The sequence below is a fragment of the Myxococcus sp. MxC21-1 genome (genome assembly GCF_032612255.1).
Taxonomy (GTDB): Bacteria; Myxococcota; Myxococcia; order Myxococcales; family Myxococcaceae; genus Myxococcus; species Myxococcus virescens.
Genome location: NZ_CP123278.1, coordinates 607491 through 623190, shown reverse-complemented (window position 1 = coordinate 623190; position 15700 = coordinate 607491). Strand labels below are relative to the sequence as shown.

General features: G+C 68.7%; 12 protein-coding genes and 1 pseudogene. 7 read left to right on the top strand and 6 right to left on the bottom strand.

The window, feature by feature from the left end:
* Nucleotides 1-22: 22 nt before the first annotated feature.
* The 4 genes and pseudogenes from QEG98_RS03045 to QEG98_RS03035 all read right to left on the bottom strand — a co-directional run bounded on the left by QEG98_RS03045 (nucleotide 23) and on the right by QEG98_RS03035 (nucleotide 4361).
* Entirely contained in the window at nucleotides 23-484 is a 462-nt protein-coding gene (locus QEG98_RS03045) for a response regulator (protein WP_090486438.1), read from the bottom strand.
* A 148-nt stretch (nucleotides 485-632) separates the two neighbouring features.
* The gene (locus QEG98_RS03040; RefSeq protein ID WP_316565682.1) at nucleotides 633-2111 is read right to left on the bottom strand and encodes an Ig-like domain-containing protein; all 1479 of its coding nucleotides are present in this window, start codon (nucleotides 2109-2111) and stop codon (nucleotides 633-635) included.
* A gap of 93 nt (nucleotides 2112-2204) precedes the next feature.
* Nucleotides 2205-2462 (bottom strand): annotated as a pseudogene (locus QEG98_RS41585) (hypothetical protein); the annotation flags it as partial.
* Nucleotides 2463-2726: 264 nt separating this feature from the next.
* The gene (locus tag QEG98_RS03035; RefSeq protein ID WP_316565681.1) at nucleotides 2727-4361 is read right to left on the bottom strand and encodes a carboxypeptidase-like regulatory domain-containing protein; all 1635 of its coding nucleotides are present in this window, start codon (nucleotides 4359-4361) and stop codon (nucleotides 2727-2729) included.
* 256 nt (nucleotides 4362-4617) lie between these two features.
* Between QEG98_RS03035 and QEG98_RS03030 the strand changes: the two genes are divergently transcribed.
* The 4 genes from QEG98_RS03030 (at nucleotide 4618) to QEG98_RS03015 (ending at nucleotide 9726) form a co-directional block, all read left to right on the top strand.
* Nucleotides 4618-5070, top strand: a complete 453-nt coding sequence (locus QEG98_RS03030) for an HIT family protein (protein WP_011550653.1) — start codon at nucleotides 4618-4620, stop codon at nucleotides 5068-5070.
* A gap of 68 nt (nucleotides 5071-5138) precedes the next feature.
* A complete protein-coding gene (locus QEG98_RS03025) occupies nucleotides 5139-6971 on the top strand; it encodes a DUF4011 domain-containing protein (RefSeq protein ID WP_316565680.1) in 1833 nt (610 codons plus the stop codon).
* Complete coding sequence (locus QEG98_RS03020; RefSeq protein WP_316565679.1) at nucleotides 6899-9334, top strand: DEAD/DEAH box helicase; 2436 nt, start codon at nucleotides 6899-6901, stop codon at nucleotides 9332-9334. Before QEG98_RS03025 ends, QEG98_RS03020 begins: the two co-directional genes overlap by 73 nt.
* Nucleotides 9331-9726 (top strand): hypothetical protein, encoded by a 396-nt coding sequence (locus QEG98_RS03015; protein WP_316565678.1) that lies wholly within the window; start codon nucleotides 9331-9333, stop codon nucleotides 9724-9726. The genes QEG98_RS03020 and QEG98_RS03015 overlap by 4 nt, the downstream gene beginning before the upstream one ends.
* Nucleotides 9727-9739: 13 nt before the next feature.
* Here the strand turns inward: QEG98_RS03015 and QEG98_RS03010 are convergent, their stop codons facing one another.
* Nucleotides 9740-10366 (bottom strand): Uma2 family endonuclease, encoded by a 627-nt coding sequence (locus QEG98_RS03010; RefSeq protein WP_316565677.1) that lies wholly within the window; start codon nucleotides 10364-10366, stop codon nucleotides 9740-9742.
* Nucleotides 10367-10508: 142 nt separating this feature from the next.
* Here QEG98_RS03010 and QEG98_RS03005 point away from each other — a divergent pair, with 142 nt between their 5' ends.
* The 3 genes from QEG98_RS03005 (at nucleotide 10509) to QEG98_RS02995 (ending at nucleotide 14702) form a co-directional block, all read left to right on the top strand.
* Complete coding sequence (locus tag QEG98_RS03005) at nucleotides 10509-13340, top strand: TonB-dependent receptor domain-containing protein (protein ID WP_316565676.1); 2832 nt, start codon at nucleotides 10509-10511, stop codon at nucleotides 13338-13340.
* A 1-nt stretch (nucleotide 13341) separates the two neighbouring features.
* A complete protein-coding gene (locus QEG98_RS03000; RefSeq protein WP_316565675.1) occupies nucleotides 13342-13788 on the top strand; it encodes a GNAT family N-acetyltransferase in 447 nt (148 codons plus the stop codon).
* A gap of 416 nt (nucleotides 13789-14204) precedes the next feature.
* Nucleotides 14205-14702, top strand: coding sequence for a hypothetical protein (locus tag QEG98_RS02995; protein WP_140786915.1), 498 nt, complete (start codon nucleotides 14205-14207; stop codon nucleotides 14700-14702).
* Between the two features lie 87 nt (nucleotides 14703-14789).
* Here the strand turns inward: QEG98_RS02995 and QEG98_RS02990 are convergent, their stop codons facing one another.
* On the bottom strand, nucleotides 14790-15482 hold the full coding sequence (locus QEG98_RS02990) for a class I SAM-dependent methyltransferase (protein WP_237079116.1): 693 nt from the start codon (nucleotides 15480-15482) through the stop codon (nucleotides 14790-14792).
* Nucleotides 15483-15700 lie beyond the last annotated feature (218 nt).

Sequence of the window (15700 nt, the reverse complement as noted above, 5' to 3'; positions counted from 1 at the left end):
GCAGTGGTGTTGTCCTTGGGCCTCAGCCGCCCCGGACCTTCCCCTTGCTCGGCTTGAGCATGTTTCGGATCTTGTTCTCCAAATCCTGCGGCAGGCAGGGCTTGGCGACGAACTCGTCCGCGCCGGCGTCCCGGGCATGCTCCGCGTTCCCCGCGAGCACATGGCCGGTGAGGGCCATGACGGGGATGTCCCGGGTGCGGGAGTCCTGCTTGATGCGCCGCGTCGCCTCCCAGCCGTCCATGACGGGGAGGGACAGGTCCATCAGGATGATGTCGGGCTCGCCCTCGCTGGCCTTCTCCACCGCTTCCACGCCGTTGCGGGCGGTGTCCACCTCGAAGCCAACGAACTCCAGGTACTCCGCGTACATCTCCCGGGCATCGTCGAAGTCGTCCACCACGAGCACACGCTTCTTGTTCCCCCCCGCCGCGGGCTCCTTGGCGGTTGGCATGTCTTCTGCCGGGACTGTCATCGCCGTGCTCTTCATGGGACAGACGCCTCTCGGGTTGGAACGGGCGTTGAGCAATCTATACACGCCCCTCCCGACGTGCCCACCCCACCCGGCTCTTCAACGAATGCGGACCGGAGTGCCAGTACGTGTTCATTGGAGAACAGGTGGGGCGGACGGTGGGTGGTCAATAGTTGGCGCGGTAGACGTAGAGGTGGTGCTGGCTGGGAGTGCCTTCGGCCGCCTCTATGCGGGCCAGAACAGGTTGGTCCTGTGCGTCCAGCGCAACAACACCATGACCAGTGGGGACCCTTCCTGGCAGCGGGCGCAGCAAACCACCCAACGGTCCCCATGCAGCGCCGTCCCAGCGGCGGAGATAGGTAACCCAAGGCCCATCAGCAATCTCAGGCTCGCCCAGCAACGCAACCAGTCGGCCCTGAGTATCGACACCAAGCCCCCCGATCAGCGCATCCGTAGCCCCCGGAAACAGGCCGCCGGCAGGCGCACCAAGGTTGACCCATCCGTGAGCCTCATCAAATCGCTGGACCCCACCAGCCTGTGCCCCATGGATGTCCATATACGCGACGGCCCGAACCAGGTTGCCATCCCCATCCAGGCCATATCTGCGATGCGGCCCATCAATAGGCGTCACTAGGGACTCCCACGCACCACCGTTCCACCTCTGGATATACGTCTTCGAGACGCTCCAACCCGGGTTGGACTCGGACCAGACGACAACTGGACGTCCCGACACATCCAGCAACAACCCCACATTGGAGACTTCCCATGTGGGGTCGACCTTGAGAGCCCCACCGAGCGGCACCCAAGCAGAGCCTCCCCAAGTCAGGACGGATATCTGGGACTGCTGATTCGAGTTCTTTTCTCGAAAAGCCATCGCCATGTCGCCACGAGCGTTCGCCTTGAACTGGAACATCTCGATGATTCCTTGTGACAGGCGCGTCTCGACAGGCCCCCCTACAGCGGACCACTGGCTTCCGGACCAGCGGCGGACATGCACATTGATGTACCCAGCCTCCGTCCCCTCCGTCCAGGCCACGACTGGGTCTCCTTCTGGAGAAATCTGGAGCACGTATGAGTGAACAAATGTCTCACCGTCATTCGCATCCAACACCTCTCCCAACGGCTCCCACAAAGTCCCATTCCACCGTTTGACATGGACGCCCCAATTCCCAGGCCTGGCGCCATCAACAAACGCAACAATGGGGTCACCCGCCGCATCAAACCCAAGCGACGGCGAATACACATTGGAATATCCTGCAGGATCAGCAGCAAGACCACCGCCCATGGAGAGATAGGCCGGGAACGTCCACTCCCAGGAGACCACGGGGGCGGCAAATGCGTTTCCCGCTACGTCCGTCACTGACTCAGTGAGCGTCACGGACATCACCGTATCGACCGGAACGGCCCCCAGAGGCCGCAACGTCAGCGAAGTACGCTCTGGGGAGAGCTGCAACTCCGCAGGAACCTCGCTGCCATTCGACCAGAGCTTCACGGAGTCTGTCGTGACAGAGGCGGGCTCAATAGGCTCGGAGAATACGGCCTGGATGGGATGGCGAACCAATGCTGTCTGAGCCCCCGGCAAGGGGGTCTGCGAAACAAGCCTCGGTGCCGTCCGGTCCACAGTGAGCGTGTTCGCATCGCTCATGACCCGGAGTTCCCCGATGGTGCCCCTCGCTGCAAAGCTATGAATTCCCTCATCCAGGGCCTCCGTGCTCCAGCGCAGCTCGTAGCGAGGCGGAGGCAGCAAGGCGACCGAATTCCCGTCGACGAACAGTTCAACGGCGTCTGGCGCATCCCCCGACACAGAGGCACGAACCCAGACGTCTCTATTCGTCACGGTCCGCGACAACTCAAGCCTCACCGAGGGAGTCGACCCCCCCGCATCAGCCACAGGACCTGCGTCAGGCGTTTGAGGGACCACATCGACTTCCGGCACGTTGATGCAGGCCCAAAGCAAGGAACAGAACCACACTGACAGGAGTCGGATGAATCTCATGTATCTGGCTTTCGGATGCAGCAGCCGTTCCCAGCAAAAGTGGACTTTGCTGCCACCAAAGGCTTGGATAATCGATGACTTACTGGTCGGGAGCAGGACGCTCCCACCCGAGGCACGCCACGCCTTGGACCCTGGGTCCAGATAGATGGACTCCCTGTCCGACCTGTGCGCTCCAAGCTTCAAAAGACGACACCCCTATGGAGACGCGCTCCATAGGGGTGCAGTGCTGAGGCTCAGCCCAGCATCAACCGATGAATCGCAAGCTCACGGGACCGGCGGCTGCACAGCGATGCCCCGGATGGAGAGGTCCGTCGAGAGCGGCTGCCCCCAGATGTTCTCGTAGGTGCCATTGATTTCACGGCTACCCAGCGCCGAGAAACCCACTTGCAGCGGAGCCGAGCTGGGAGTCAGTGCCACCGTACCCGCGTACACGAAGTAGTAACGGGTGCTGTAGTTCGACAGCCGGATGTCGAAAACAGGGGTTTCAGCAGGCGTGCGGGTCGGCACCGGACGATCAGGCTCATCGATGTAAAGGTCGAACCCGATGGGGTACCCAACCTCCCCCACGGCATCTCCTGGGGCACCACTGTTGTTGATATCCGCGTCGAAGAACACCTGGACGTGCTGTCCCGAGGTGAACGTGCGCGCGACGGGGTGCGAGAAGTTGATGTAGACGAGCTCACCGGGATTGAGGGTCGGCGTTCCAATGGCAGAGGTCTCCTGGTAGCGAGCCTCCGCGATGGCCGTCGCCTGCTGCGGACCAGTCGCAGCACCGGCGAAGAAGTAACCCATGGTGCTATAGAGCGAGCCGCCCTCTGCGGAGACCGCGCGCACGTCCAGGTTGTACTCCTTGCCCTCGACGGTGCCCCCGGGGTTGATGGTCGCGCTGTAGCCACCGTTGTTCACGGTCGCCGTCACGCCCAGCGACTCCCGCGCGTACTCGTCCGTCATGCGAACGAGCAGCGAACCCTGCTGAATGGGCTGGTTGAAGAACAGGTGAATGAGCTCGCCCGGGCGGACCAGGTTGCGCAGAGGATGGAAGTCAGCGCCGCCGCCCCGGAGGCTGGCCACGTTGCTGCTCTCGATGCTCAGCGGCACGTTCTGCGGCCGCGAGTACGGCAGGCTGATGAGCCGCGTGGTGCTGTTGGCCACCACCTCGGCCCCAGAATACGTGCTGACGTAGCCCCCCGTATCCGGGATGCCGTCACCGTTGGCGTCGATGGGTGACACCCACAGCCTGTACTCGCCGTTGCCGTTGCGCAGGCGCGCCAGCTCAGCAGCGCTCGGGATGCCCGTGAAGGTGAGCAGGCCCTGCTCGTTCGCGGTCGCCTCCACCACCACGGAGCTCACCATCGACGAGGACTCATCGCCGTTGGAGATGGCACCCGCCGGCGTGGCCTCCAGCGTCGCCCGAACACCCGCCGCGGGACGGCCCTGCGGCGTCACCACCAGGAAGTTCAGCGTGCCGTCCAGCCGCGCCAGGGTGATGGGGCCGAAGCTCGCGTTGCCGTTGTTGATGGGGACGTTGCCCGCGGACGACGGAACCTGCGCCGTCGCGCGCAGCGTGGCATAGCCCGCCTTGGAGAACGTCAGCAGCACGTGCGAACCGGCCGGGACGTTCTTGTAGGTGAAGTTGCCCTTCGCATCCGAGATGGCCGACACCGGCTCCGCCGAGCTGCCGATGGTCATCTCCACCGTGACCTCGGTCAGCGGCCGCAGGTCCGTGCTCAGCACCTGGCCGGACACCGTGCCCTTGGGATTGGCTGGCGTCACCACCGTCACAGTGTCCGGTTCGCGCACGCCGTCCGCGATTCCGTCTCCGTCCGCGTCAACCAGGTCGTCTCCACAACCGAACGCCAGGAACGGAACCACGGCCATTACCAGATGCTTCTTCATCATCCCCGCCTTGAAAGAAAAGTCCCCAAGTATCGCCGCCTCAACACTTCATGAGGCGTCGGCCGGACACTCTCCGACACTTGCCCGTTCCGTCAAGCAGCCCCCCCTGATTCAAAGCGGGTTCTCATCGGCCGAGACGCCCGTAACCGGGTGTGTCACGGATCACTCGGAGAACCCCGTATGCCCTCATGGACATGAGTCACCGTTGACCCGATGGCGTGACCCACCCGGGCTTTCCCCGGACTGCTAGCGTGAGCCCATGCCGGATGTTTTGGATGTGAATGACCCATGTCTCGGCTGCGCCATCGTGCGCGGTGAAACACGACCCGTGGGAGGCGTCATCGCGCGCGCGCCGGGACTGGTGCTGCATGGCGTGGCGGGCCCCAGCCCCGTGCCCGGCTGGGTCGTCATCTCCAGCGCCCGGCACGTGCGCGCCTGGTATGACCTGGAGCCAGACGCGGCGAGCGAGCTCGGCCCCTTCGCCGCCCGGGTCATGCGCGCCCAGCGCGAGGTACTGGGCGCCGAACACGCCTACGCCTTCGCCATTGGCGATGTGCTGCGCCACTTCCACCTGCACCTCGTCCCCCGCTATTCGCAGACGCCGCAGCGGCTCTGGGGCCGGGCCGCCTTCGATGCCCCCGCCTCCGACCACCTCCCCGCGCAGGAACTGGAGGCCGCGGCGCAGGCGCTCGCCGCCGCGCTGGCGGGCTGAAGCCCGGCCCCAGGGCCACCCTCGCGTGATAGAGACAGCGGCCTCCCCTCCCGTCGAGAGGTGCCGCCTTGTCGCCCGAGCCCCGCAACCGCGTCCTTGAGAAGATGCTTGAGCGGCTCTACGCCGCGCTCGCATCCGGCCCCAGCCTCAACAGCCGGCCGCACAACAGCCGCCAGCGCGTGGACCTCGCCACGCTGAGCCGGTTGGATGGCACCGCGCCCCACACCTTGCTGGCCGCCCTGCTCGGAGAGAAGGCCCAGGCCCGGCTCGTGGTGAAGCCGCCGCCTCCGCCTCCCGAGGCTCGCCCACGCAAGGGCTCCGCCCAGGCCCGCGCCGCTCGCACCCAGGACGACGATGCCACGGGGACGGATGCCGACGACCTGCCGGACGCGGCGCCCAAGGCCGCGCACGCACTGGACGAAAACCACGTCCCTTCCCGCGACGTGGCTTCCGACGCCGCGCTTCCGCTGGACACCCCCCAAGGGCTTTCCCGCCACGCGCGTCCCGACAACGCGCCTCCGCCGGATGAGGCCCCCGCGCCTTCCCGCGCGGAGGAGGAACAGCAGGACCTGCTCCGCAAGCTGGCCACCATCGTCGAGGACGCCCGTACCTTCGAGCAGGACACCGGCGCGCACGTCCTTCACGTGGGCTTTCCCCTGCTCCACCTGCCACCGGGCGCCAAGGACAAGCGCGGCTTCGGCACCCGGCGAATCCTGGCCCCCATCGCCTTCATCCCCGTGCGGCTCACGCTCAAGAAGGGCCGCGTGCCGTCGGTGGAGCTGGAAGGCGCCGAGGCCGGCGTGGACCGGGTGGCCCCCAACACCGCGCTGCTCGCCTGGCTGGAGCAGCAGACGGGCCAGCGGCTGGGCGACCTCTTCGCGGATGAAGCGGGCGAGGACCCGTGGCGCGAGCTGAACGAACTGGTGGCCGCCGTGTGCAAGGCCATGGAGCTGCCCGCGCCGGCCCCCTTCACGCCGGAAACCCTCCTGGCCCCCATTCCGCGTGGCGACGACGCCCAGCCCCAGGCCGCCATCCTCCCCAGCGCCGTGCTGGGTCTGTACCCCCTGTCCAACCAGAGCCTCGTGGACGACATGCGCGCGCTCTTGGACGGAGAACCCATCTCCGGCCCGCTGGAGAGCTTCCTCCGCGTGGATGTCTCTCTCGGCCTGCCCCCGGGACACGGCGGCGGCGAGCCCAACCTGGAGGGACTCAAGCGCACGGGCGAGGAGCGGCTCGTCACACTCGCGGACCCGTGCCAGGCGCGCGCGGTGCGGCTGGCACGCAGCAGCCGGGGGCTCGTCATCCATGGGCCTCCGGGCACGGGCAAGTCGCAGACCATCGCCAATGCCATTGGCGACCACCGCGCGGGGGAGCGCGTGTTGCTCGTCTGCGACAAGCGCACCGCGCTGGACGTGGTGAAGCACCGCCTGGACCATCTCGGCCTTGGACACCTGTGCGCCGTCGTCCACGACGCCCAGCGTGACCAGCGCGACCTCTACATGGGCATCCGCGAGCAGCTCGACACGCTGCCGGAGACACGGACCGACGCGGCCGTGGCCAACGAACTGGCGCGCATCGACACGGAGCTCCAGTCCCTCCATGACGAGCTGACGGCCGCCGACCGGGCCCTCTCCGAGCGCCCCGACGGAGGCACCGCGCCCTCTTTCCACGAGTTGGTGGGCCAGTGGTTCTCCGTGGAGGCCCCCGCCGCGCTCACGCCCGCCCTGTCGAGCCTCGCCCACGCACGGCTGGGCGACGTGACGCCGCACGAGCGCGAGGTGCGTGAGGTGCTGGAGCGCGGCGGCAAGGAGGGCTATCCGGAGAACCCGTGGCGCGAGGCCCTAGGCGGGGAGCTCGCCACGTACCGGCGACGCCGCTGGCCACCTACCGCGAGCGCCTGAGCGCTGTCGACAGCGCGGCGCGGGACGCGGATGCGCTCGTGTCACCAGACGTTCCTGTCTTCGGCGCGGACCCTCGGGCGGAGGGCGCGGCGCGCGCCGCCTTCGCGGAGAAGCTGGCACCACTGCTGGAGTCGGCCCGTCCGGACGTCCTCGCGCGCTGGGGCTCGGCGACGCCGGACGCGGTCCAGGCCGCGCGGACACAGCTCGACGGGCTGGCGGCACAGCGGCAGGCGCTCGCGGAAGGGCCGCTGGACGCGGAGCTGGCCCTGGTCCACCGCGAGCAGCCCCAGGCCTTGAGCGTGCTGGCCACCGCGATGGCCGCGCTGGGCTCGTACCTGGAGATCGCTCGCAAGTGGTACGCGTTCTTCTACTTCGCGAGGAAGACCGGGGCGCGCCGGGTGCTCCAGCAGTTCGGTCTGACGCTGAGCATCCTCGCCGCGGAGCGCGTCACGCGGTTCTTCACGGGCGTGAAGGCCCGCGCGCTGCTCACCGAGTACCACCGCACCACGCTCGTCCCGGGCGACACCGCGACGCTCACCGACGAGTCCTTGTCCCAGACGCTTCGCACCCACGCGGCGCTCTTCGAGTTGCTGCAGGAGTTGGAGCGCACGCCCTTGCTCGCGTCGTGCCGGGACGCGGTGCGGGCGGCCCTGACGGCGGACGCGGAGGCTCGCGCGGCGCTGCTGGCGGGCCTGCGGCTGTCCGCGGCCCGAGGCGACGCCGTCGCGCGACTGGAAGCCCGGCTCACCGAAGCGGGGCTCTTCTCCGCGTCGTGGCTCGACTCGCGCTCGCGTGGGCTGCGCTCGGGCGAGCGTTTGGCATCCGTCACCACCGCCCTGGTGTCACGGCTCCCCACCGTGGAAGGTCTGCTGCGCATGCGCGCGGTGCTGACGGGCATGCCTCCGGCGCTGGAGTCCGCCGTGGAGCGGCTGGCGCGCCAGGGCGCGGAGGCCGAGGCCGGCTGGCGCGCGGTGTTGAAGGCGACGCTGGCGGCGGAAGCCTCCGCGCGACTGAAGGAGGCGCCAGCGCTCCAGCGCATCGACGCCGAGCGCGTGCGCACGACCCATTCGCACTACCGCGTGCTGGAGGAGAAGAAGCGGGTCCTCGTGCGCGACGCCCTGGTCCACCGCTGGACGCAGCGCCAGCGCGAGCGGCTGCTCGCGGGCACGGGCGGCCGGCTCAACGGGCAGGGCGCGGAGCTCCGCCGACGGCTGATGCTGCGAGGAGAGCGCGCCCTGCGCGTGCGTCAAGTCATCGCCACCGGGCAAGGCATCGAAGGGGGCGACCCGCTCTTCGACGTCCGCCCCGTGTGGATGGCCAGCCCGCAGACCGTGGCGCAAATCTTCCCCCGCCGCCCCATCTTCGACGTCGTCATCTTCGACGAGTCCTCGCAGTGCCGGCTGGAGGAGGCCCTGCCCGTCCTCACCCGCGCCCACCGCGTGGTCATCGCCGGTGACCCGAAGCAGTTGCCACCCACACGCTTCTTCGAATCCGCCGTGGTGCAGAACGCGGAGCAGGAGGCCGAAAGCGAGCAGGGCCTCTTCGAGGAGCAGCAATCCGAGGTGGAGGACCTGCTGTCGGCGGCGCTCAACCTCGACATCGACCAGTGCTACCTGGACGTGCACTACCGCTCCCAGAACGCGGACCTCATCGCCTTCAGCAACGACCACTTCTACGACAAGCGGCTCCAGGCCATTCCCGCGCACCCGTCCCACAGCGTGCCCCACGCGCCATTGCGGCTGCTCCCCGTGGGCGGCACCTATGAGAAGCGCGCCAACCTGGTGGAGGCTCGCGCCGTGGGCTCGCTGGTGAAGGAGCTGCTCTCACGGCCGCAGCCGCCGTCCATTGGCATCGCGTGCTTCAACCTCACCCAGCGCGACGCCATCAACGACGTCCTCGATGAGATGGCCGCCAGCGATGCATCCTTCGCGGCGCGGCTGGCCGAAGCGCGCGTGCGCCGGGGCTCGGGCTCATTCGAAGGGCTCTTCGTGAAGAATCTGGAGAACGTCCAGGGCGACGAGCGAGACCACCTCATCATCAGCACCACCTACGGCCCGGACCGGCACGGCCGCTTCTACCGGCGCTTCGGTCCGCTGGGCAGCGCGGGCGGAGGCCGGCGGCTCAACGTGCTGGTGACGCGAGCGCGGGAGCAGATTCACCTCGTCACCTCGATTCCGCGCGAGTCCTACCAGTCCGCGCCCCCATGGAAGCGGGCCGGCAGCCCAACGGCGGCTGGCTCCTCTTCGCGTACCTGCGCTTCGCGGAGGCCTTGGAATCGGCCTACGCCCAGGAGGCCCGCCGCGAACCCGAGGACACCGTGTCCGAGGCGTCGCGGCCCGCCGAGACAGCGGAGGTGTTCGTGAGGCCCACGGACGCGGGCTCGGCCTTCGCGCAGGCCCTGGCAGGACATCTGGCCACGCAGCACCGCGTGTCCTCGGAGGTCCACTGGGGCAATGACGGCTTCTGCGTGGACGTCGCGCTCCGGCACCCCACCCGCCCAGGCGATGTCACCGTCGGCGTGCTGTGTGACGGCACGCGCTACCCCAAGGCCGCGGACCGCGTGGAGTGGGACCTCTTCCGCACCGGCGTGCTGGAAGGCCAGGGCTGGCAGCTCGTGCGGATGTGGACGCCCTCCTTCTTCCGCGACCCCGAGGGTGCCACCACCCAGGTCCTCCAGGCCGCGGGCGACAAGCTGATGCGCGAGCCTTCCGCCTCGCCTCAGGCGGCCATGTCCGCGCGGGGCGTGGTGCACTGAGGCGGAGGCGGCGTCACTTCGCCTTCGCCTCCGGCAGCCACAACACGCCGAGCTCCAGCTCCACCGCTTCAAAGGGCTCGGCGCGGACGCGCTCGTCGTCCGACCACGTCCCCTGCTCGAGCCACTGTCCCCCGCTCAGCCGGAACACCTCCAGCGTCCGCGCCTGAGGGTCCACGAGCCAGACGTGCCCGACGCCCTCCCGCGCGTAGATGCGCTTCTTGCGCGAGCGGTCGAGGGAAGCCGTGGAGGGCGAGAGCACCTCGCAGACCCAGTCCGGTGGCTGCGTGAAGAAGGGCGTATCCGGGACTTCCGGCATCCGGTCGCGGCGCCAGCCCGCCAGGTCTGGCACCAGGACATCCGCGCCGAAGTGCAGCTCCGGCTCATCCAGGAAATACCAACCTCCAGGCCCGCCGCGTCCCCGTTCGAAGGGGCCGTACAGCTCTCCACCCAGCCGGGTGGTGGCCCGCGCATGTCGACTCGCCGGCCTCGGCTGGGCAATGAGCTCCCCGTCGATAATCTGCCCCACCTGGTGTTCCGGCAGCGCCACCAGGTCCTCGTAGGTCGCCGGGCGCTTCGTCTCGTGGCCCATTCCCGTGTCCCGTTCCTCTCTCACCGTGATGGCCGACAGCTCCTGAATCATGGCCCCCGCCTCCCCGGAGTGGAACCCCACTCCTCGTTGCATGTCCAGGCTCGACATTACCCATCAGGTCCGACGCCCTGTTGCCAACCCATAAGCCCCCATGGACCTCTCACGCCAGAGAGGGAAGAATGCTTGGCGTCCCATGCGTTCCTCCCGTTCTTTCGCGTTCGTCCTCTCGGTGTTCCTCCTGTCCGCGCCCGTGCTCGCGGACAACAACGCGGATGAAGCGGACATCGCGTTCGAGCTCGGCAACGATGCCTATTCCAAGGGGCAGTACGCCGAGGCGTTGCGCTCCTACTTCACCAGCTACCGCCTGGTGCCCAACCGGAACGTCCTCTTCAACATTGCCCGCTGCTTCGAGGCGCTGGGCAAGTTCAACGAGGCGTACCGCTACTACAACGACCTGCTCGCAGAGGACCTGCCCAAGGAGGACGCCGCCGAGGTCTCCCGCTCCGTGGACCGGCTCCGTCCCAAGGTCGCGCTGGTGCGCGTCACCTCCAACCCCAAGGGCGCCGACGTCTACGTGGATCGCATGGACCTGGGCAGCCGGGGCCGCTCTCCGCAGACGCTCGCGCTGACGCCCGGCCGTCACAAAATCATGGTGAAGAAGGAAGGCTACCGCGCCGCGGAAGCCACGCTCACCCTGGTACGCGGCCGTGAGACGGACCAGACCTTCGACCTCACGCTCATCACCGGCGGCGTGGAAATCACGGGCACGCCGGAGGGCGCCGAGATTCGCGACGCCCCCAACGGCAACATCCTGGCCCGCGTGCCCGGCCGCGTGCGGCTGCCTCCCGGCCAGCGCGTGCTGCACGTGCGCGCCCCCGGCTACGCGCCCAGCCAGTACGTGGTGGATGTCCCCGCTGACGGCAACGTGCCTGTCGCCGTGGCGCTGCGTCCCCAGGACCGGCCCACCGGGCGGCTCGTCGTCACCGCCAACCGCGACGGCGCCACGGTGCGCGTGGATGGCAAGCCCGCCGGCTTCACCCCCACCGTCGTCACCCTCCCCGAAGGCGAGCACACGCTGGAGGTGGAGAGCCGCGAGGTGCGCCCGCTCCGCCAGACGGTGAAGGTGGTGGCCGAGGAAGAAGTGAAGGTCCACGCCGAGCTGCGCTACGCGCCGCCTCCGGTGCGCGCCGCATCGAAGAGCCTGGTCGCCGTCGACGAAGCGCCCGCCTCCACCACCGTGCTCACACAGGAGGAGCTGCGCGCCTTCGGCTGGCGCACCGTCGCCGAGGCCGTGGCCGGTGTGCGCGGCTTCTATCTCACCGACGACCGGACCTATACGTACATGGGCGTGCGCGGCTTCTCCCCGCCGGGCGACCTCAACACGCGCATCCTCATCCTCTGGGATGGCCACTCCATGAACGACGTCTGGGCCGGCCAGGGCTTCGCCGCCCGCGACCTCAGCGTGGACATCCAGGAAGTGGAGCGCATCGAGGTGGTGCGCGGCCCTGGCAGCGCCCTGTACGGCACGGGCGCCTTCTTCGCCGTCATCAACGTGGTCCCCCGTGAGTCGCTGGGTTCGGACAAGCACCTGGAAGTCACGGGCGCGGTGGGCGCGCTCGGCACCACCCGGGGACACGCCACCGCGTCGTGGGAGGACGGCAACCGGTCGGTGCTGGTGAGCGCCGCCGCCTTGACGTCCACGGGCGCGGACACCACCCGGCTGGGTTCCAGCGGTCCCATCATCACCGGGCTGGACGCGGAGCGCGCCGCCGGGGCTCCTCCGGCCCGCGTGGGCGACCTGTCGTTCCAGGCCCAGCTCAACGTGCGCACCAAGGAGTTGCCCACCGCGCCCTACGGCACCGTGCCCGGCACGGAGGGCAACATCGTGGAGGACCTGCGCGCCTTCGCCGAGGCCCGCTACGAGCGCCAGTTCACCGAGCGCTTCAGCCTGTCCGTGCGCGGCGCGTTCGACATCAGCCGCTACGAGGGCACCTACGTCTACCCGGAGGAGGACGGCGGCGCCCGGACCGAGGGCGGCGCGGCGGACTGGCTCACCGGCGAGGCCCGCGCGCGCATCGGCCTGTTCGAGGGCAACGTCTTCACGCTCGGCGTGGAAGGGCAGGCGCAGCTCCGCGTCCGGCAGGACGCCGGTGATTTGCCCTTGGAGACCCAGGCGCGCACGCTGGTGTCCGCGTACCTGCTCGACGAGTGGAAGATCCACCCGCGGCTGAGCGTGTCGGCCGGTCTGCGCCTGGACAAGTACGTGGACCTGGACAGCACGCCCATCACCCCGCGCCTGGCCGTCATCGCCCGGCCCTACGAGCGGGGCCTCACCAAGCTGGTGGCGGGTAACGCCTTCCGCGCGCCCAACGTCTACGAGCTCTACTACGCGGACGGCATCTCCCAGGGCGCGGCGCTGAACCTGCGGCCGGAGACCATCACCACCTTCGAGCTGGAGCACTCGCACGACCTGACGGACGAGCTGCGCCTCACCGTCGCCGGCTACCACAACCGCATCTCCAGCCTGGTGCAGCTCACCGCGGAGGACGCGGCTTCAGGCGACTGCGGCACCGCCGCCTGTCTGCGCTTCATGAACACCGACGGCACCACGCTCGCCTGGGGCGCCGAGGCCGGCGTGCACTGGCAGCCGGGCCGCTGGCTGCTGGTGGACGTGAGCTACTCCTACGTGACGCTGCGCAACGCCTCGGAGGAAGTGGCCTCCGCGGCGCCCGCGCACCTGGTGGCGGGCCGGATGATGCTGCCCATTGGCGCCGGCGACATGCGCGTGGCCACCCAGGCCATCTACCAGAGCGCCCGGCCCACCGGCCCGGGCGGCGCGGACAGCGGCGAGGCCCTGCTGGTGGGCTTCGGCCTGTCGGGTGACTACGGCCCCCTGCGCTACTTCGCCGGCGTGCACAACCTGCTGGACACCCGCTACTCGCTGCCGGTGTCGGACGAGAACTCCATCGCCCCCGTGCCCCAGTACGGCCGCACCTTCACGCTCCAGCTCACGGGGACTTTCTGACGTGACGGCCGGCGCCACCTTCGCCTTCATCCACCCCGCGCATCCGCTCTACGCGGGCGAGCTGGAGCTGCGCTTCCGCGTGCTGCGCGAGCCGCTCGGCTTCACCCGTGACGACGTCGCCTTTCCCTTCGAGGCGGAGAGCCTGCACCTGGTGGCGCACCAGGAGGAGGGGGTGCTCGGCTGCGTCCTCTTCAACCCCGAGGATGCCCACGGCGGACGGCTGTTCCAGATGGCCGTGGCCTCCCACCTCCAAGGGCAGGGGCTGGGTGCCCGGCTGGTGCGTACGCTGGAAGTGGAGCTGGTGCGGCGCGGCTTCACCCATGTCCACCTGCACGCGCGCGAACCGGCGGTCCCGTTCTATGAGCGGCTGGGTTACGCCGTCTTCGGCGCCCCCTACACCGAGGTGGGCGTCCCCCACCGCAACATGCGCAAGACACTCGAGGCCTAGCGGACCTACGAGCGCCTGGACCTCCTCGAACTCTGCTCCCGTGACGTTCGCGCGCTCCATCGCCCTCTTGATGTCCGCATTCACGCCTCGGCGGATGTGGTCGGGTTCCAGAGAGAGCCGAGAAGCTTGAGCACCACCTGGGGCCGCGCACGATGGTAGGCGAGCCCCGAGCGTAACGAGTCCTGAAGCTCGGTCATCTCGTCGAAGAGCAGGTTGTGAGTGGTGCGTCCGCGCAGAGGGCGCCACAGCCGCTCAACAGGCTGAAGCTGCGGGCTGTAGGGTGGCAGCCGGTACAATGTCAGGTGAGGGTAGCGCCGCAAAGCCCAGTCCACGGGCCGCGACGCCCTCTGCCAGCATCTTCGAAGCCACCCGGGACGCCTCCCCTGCAAGCCAGGACCCGATGCTATGACAGACGCATGACGACGCTGAAGGAGTGGCTCCTGGCGGTCCTGCCGTTCACGGCGCTGGTCCTGCTCTGGCGCTTCTCGGTCTCGCGCGAGAAGCGGCACACCCAGACGCTCTACCGCGCCATCGACGAAGGGGCCGTGAGCGAGGTCCAGGCCATCCTCTCGAAGCAGGCCTTCCCGAACCTGCGCTCGGTGGTCGTCGCGAGCGCCATCGTGAGGGCCGTCGAATCCAGACAGGTTGCCGTGCTCGACTTCCTGCTCAGCCCCGAGCTGAAGCCCGTGACGCTCACCCAGAAGCTCGATTCCTTCCTTCACGACCAGGCGATGAAGGGTGGCTGGAGGGGCGTGGTGCTCTGGCGCTCGCGGAACTCGCACCTGTTCTTGCCCTGGAGGGACCTGAGCAAGCGGGACAAGCTCCGGCTGAGGGCCATGGCCACCCGCGTCGTCGAGGCGGAGCCCTCGAAGGTCTTTCTTCGCCACGACGTCCGAGGATGGACCGTCGCCTGAAACGACGAAGGGCCCGTGCGTGTGCACGAGCCCTCGTGGAACGTCACCCGCGCGAGGCGAGGCCCTCGCGCCGCCGCTCCCTCAGGGTCATCGACTGGACGCGGGCTGCAGGAACAGCAGGTAGTGGTCCGGAAGGCCGTCGTACTCGGACACGATGGAGTAGCCCGCCTGCTGGGCGGCGGCGACGAGCGGCGGGCGCATCGCCCGAAGGTGCGTCACCGCGATACGGCCATTCGGGGTGAGGGCGAGACGCAGCCTGGTCAGGTAGGCCACACGGTCCGAGAGGAAGTGGTCCACCTCGGAGAGAAGGATGAGGTCGTACGCGCCGGGTTCGAGGCCTGGCTCGTCCGGTTCCACCTTGCGCACCACGACGTTCTTCCGCTCGGACATCCGTGCGCGAAGCCGCTTGAGGGCCTCGTCGTTGATGTCGGTCGCGACCACCTGTCCCGCCGGACCGACGGCCTCCGAGAGTCGCTGCGTGAAGTAGCCCAGGCCCGCTCCGACATCGGCAATCCGCTGTCCCGGCGTAATTCCCAGCGCGGCGATGAACCTGGCAGGCTGACGGGATTGGTCATACGAGGCCTGCACGCCCTCGACCCCTCCGAGGCCATGGAGGTCGGCGGGCTGCTCCGCCGCGGGGGCCTCCGTCGGCGTCCGGGATGGCTCGGGGCGCTTTTCCTCTCCGCCCTCGGAGCGACATCCGCCTGTCGCGGCCGTCACCAGACAGAGCAGCAGCCGCGCGAGACGACGGGGCGTTGCATGGGCACGAAAGAGCGTCATTCCGGGCGACCTCTTCGGAGGGGAGGAGCAACGGGTGCTCCTTCGAGGATTGCACCCCATGCTGGCTCACGGCGTCAGGGGAATCCACTCCGACGCCGCGACGAGCCCGCCCGTGGCCACGTCCAGTGCCGCGAACTGCACGCCCTGCACGCCCACGCGCCAGTTGATGCCGTGGCAGGAACCGCCGGCCTGTTGGCTGTCTTGAGCCTCAACACCAC

Bases quoted from the DNA above. Each gene is read 5' to 3' on its own strand.
- QEG98_RS03045 (WP_090486438.1), bottom strand. From the start codon at position 484: ATGAAGAGCACGGCGATGACAGTCCCGGCAGAAGACATGCCAACCGCC.
- QEG98_RS03040 (WP_316565682.1), bottom strand. From the start codon at position 2,111: ATGAGCGATGCGAACACGCTCACTGTGGACCGGACGGCACCGAGGCTT.
- QEG98_RS03035 (WP_316565681.1), bottom strand. From the start codon at position 4,361: ATGATGAAGAAGCATCTGGTAATGGCCGTGGTTCCGTTCCTGGCGTTC.
- QEG98_RS03030 (WP_011550653.1), top strand. From the start codon at position 4,618: ATGCCGGATGTTTTGGATGTGAATGACCCATGTCTCGGCTGCGCCATC.
- QEG98_RS03010 (WP_316565677.1), bottom strand. From the start codon at position 10,366: ATGATTCAGGAGCTGTCGGCCATCACGGTGAGAGAGGAACGGGACACG.
- QEG98_RS03005 (WP_316565676.1), top strand. From the start codon at position 10,509: ATGCGTTCCTCCCGTTCTTTCGCGTTCGTCCTCTCGGTGTTCCTCCTG.
- QEG98_RS02995 (WP_140786915.1), top strand. From the start codon at position 14,205: ATGACGACGCTGAAGGAGTGGCTCCTGGCGGTCCTGCCGTTCACGGCG.
- QEG98_RS02990 (WP_237079116.1), bottom strand. From the start codon at position 15,482: ATGACGCTCTTTCGTGCCCATGCAACGCCCCGTCGTCTCGCGCGGCTG.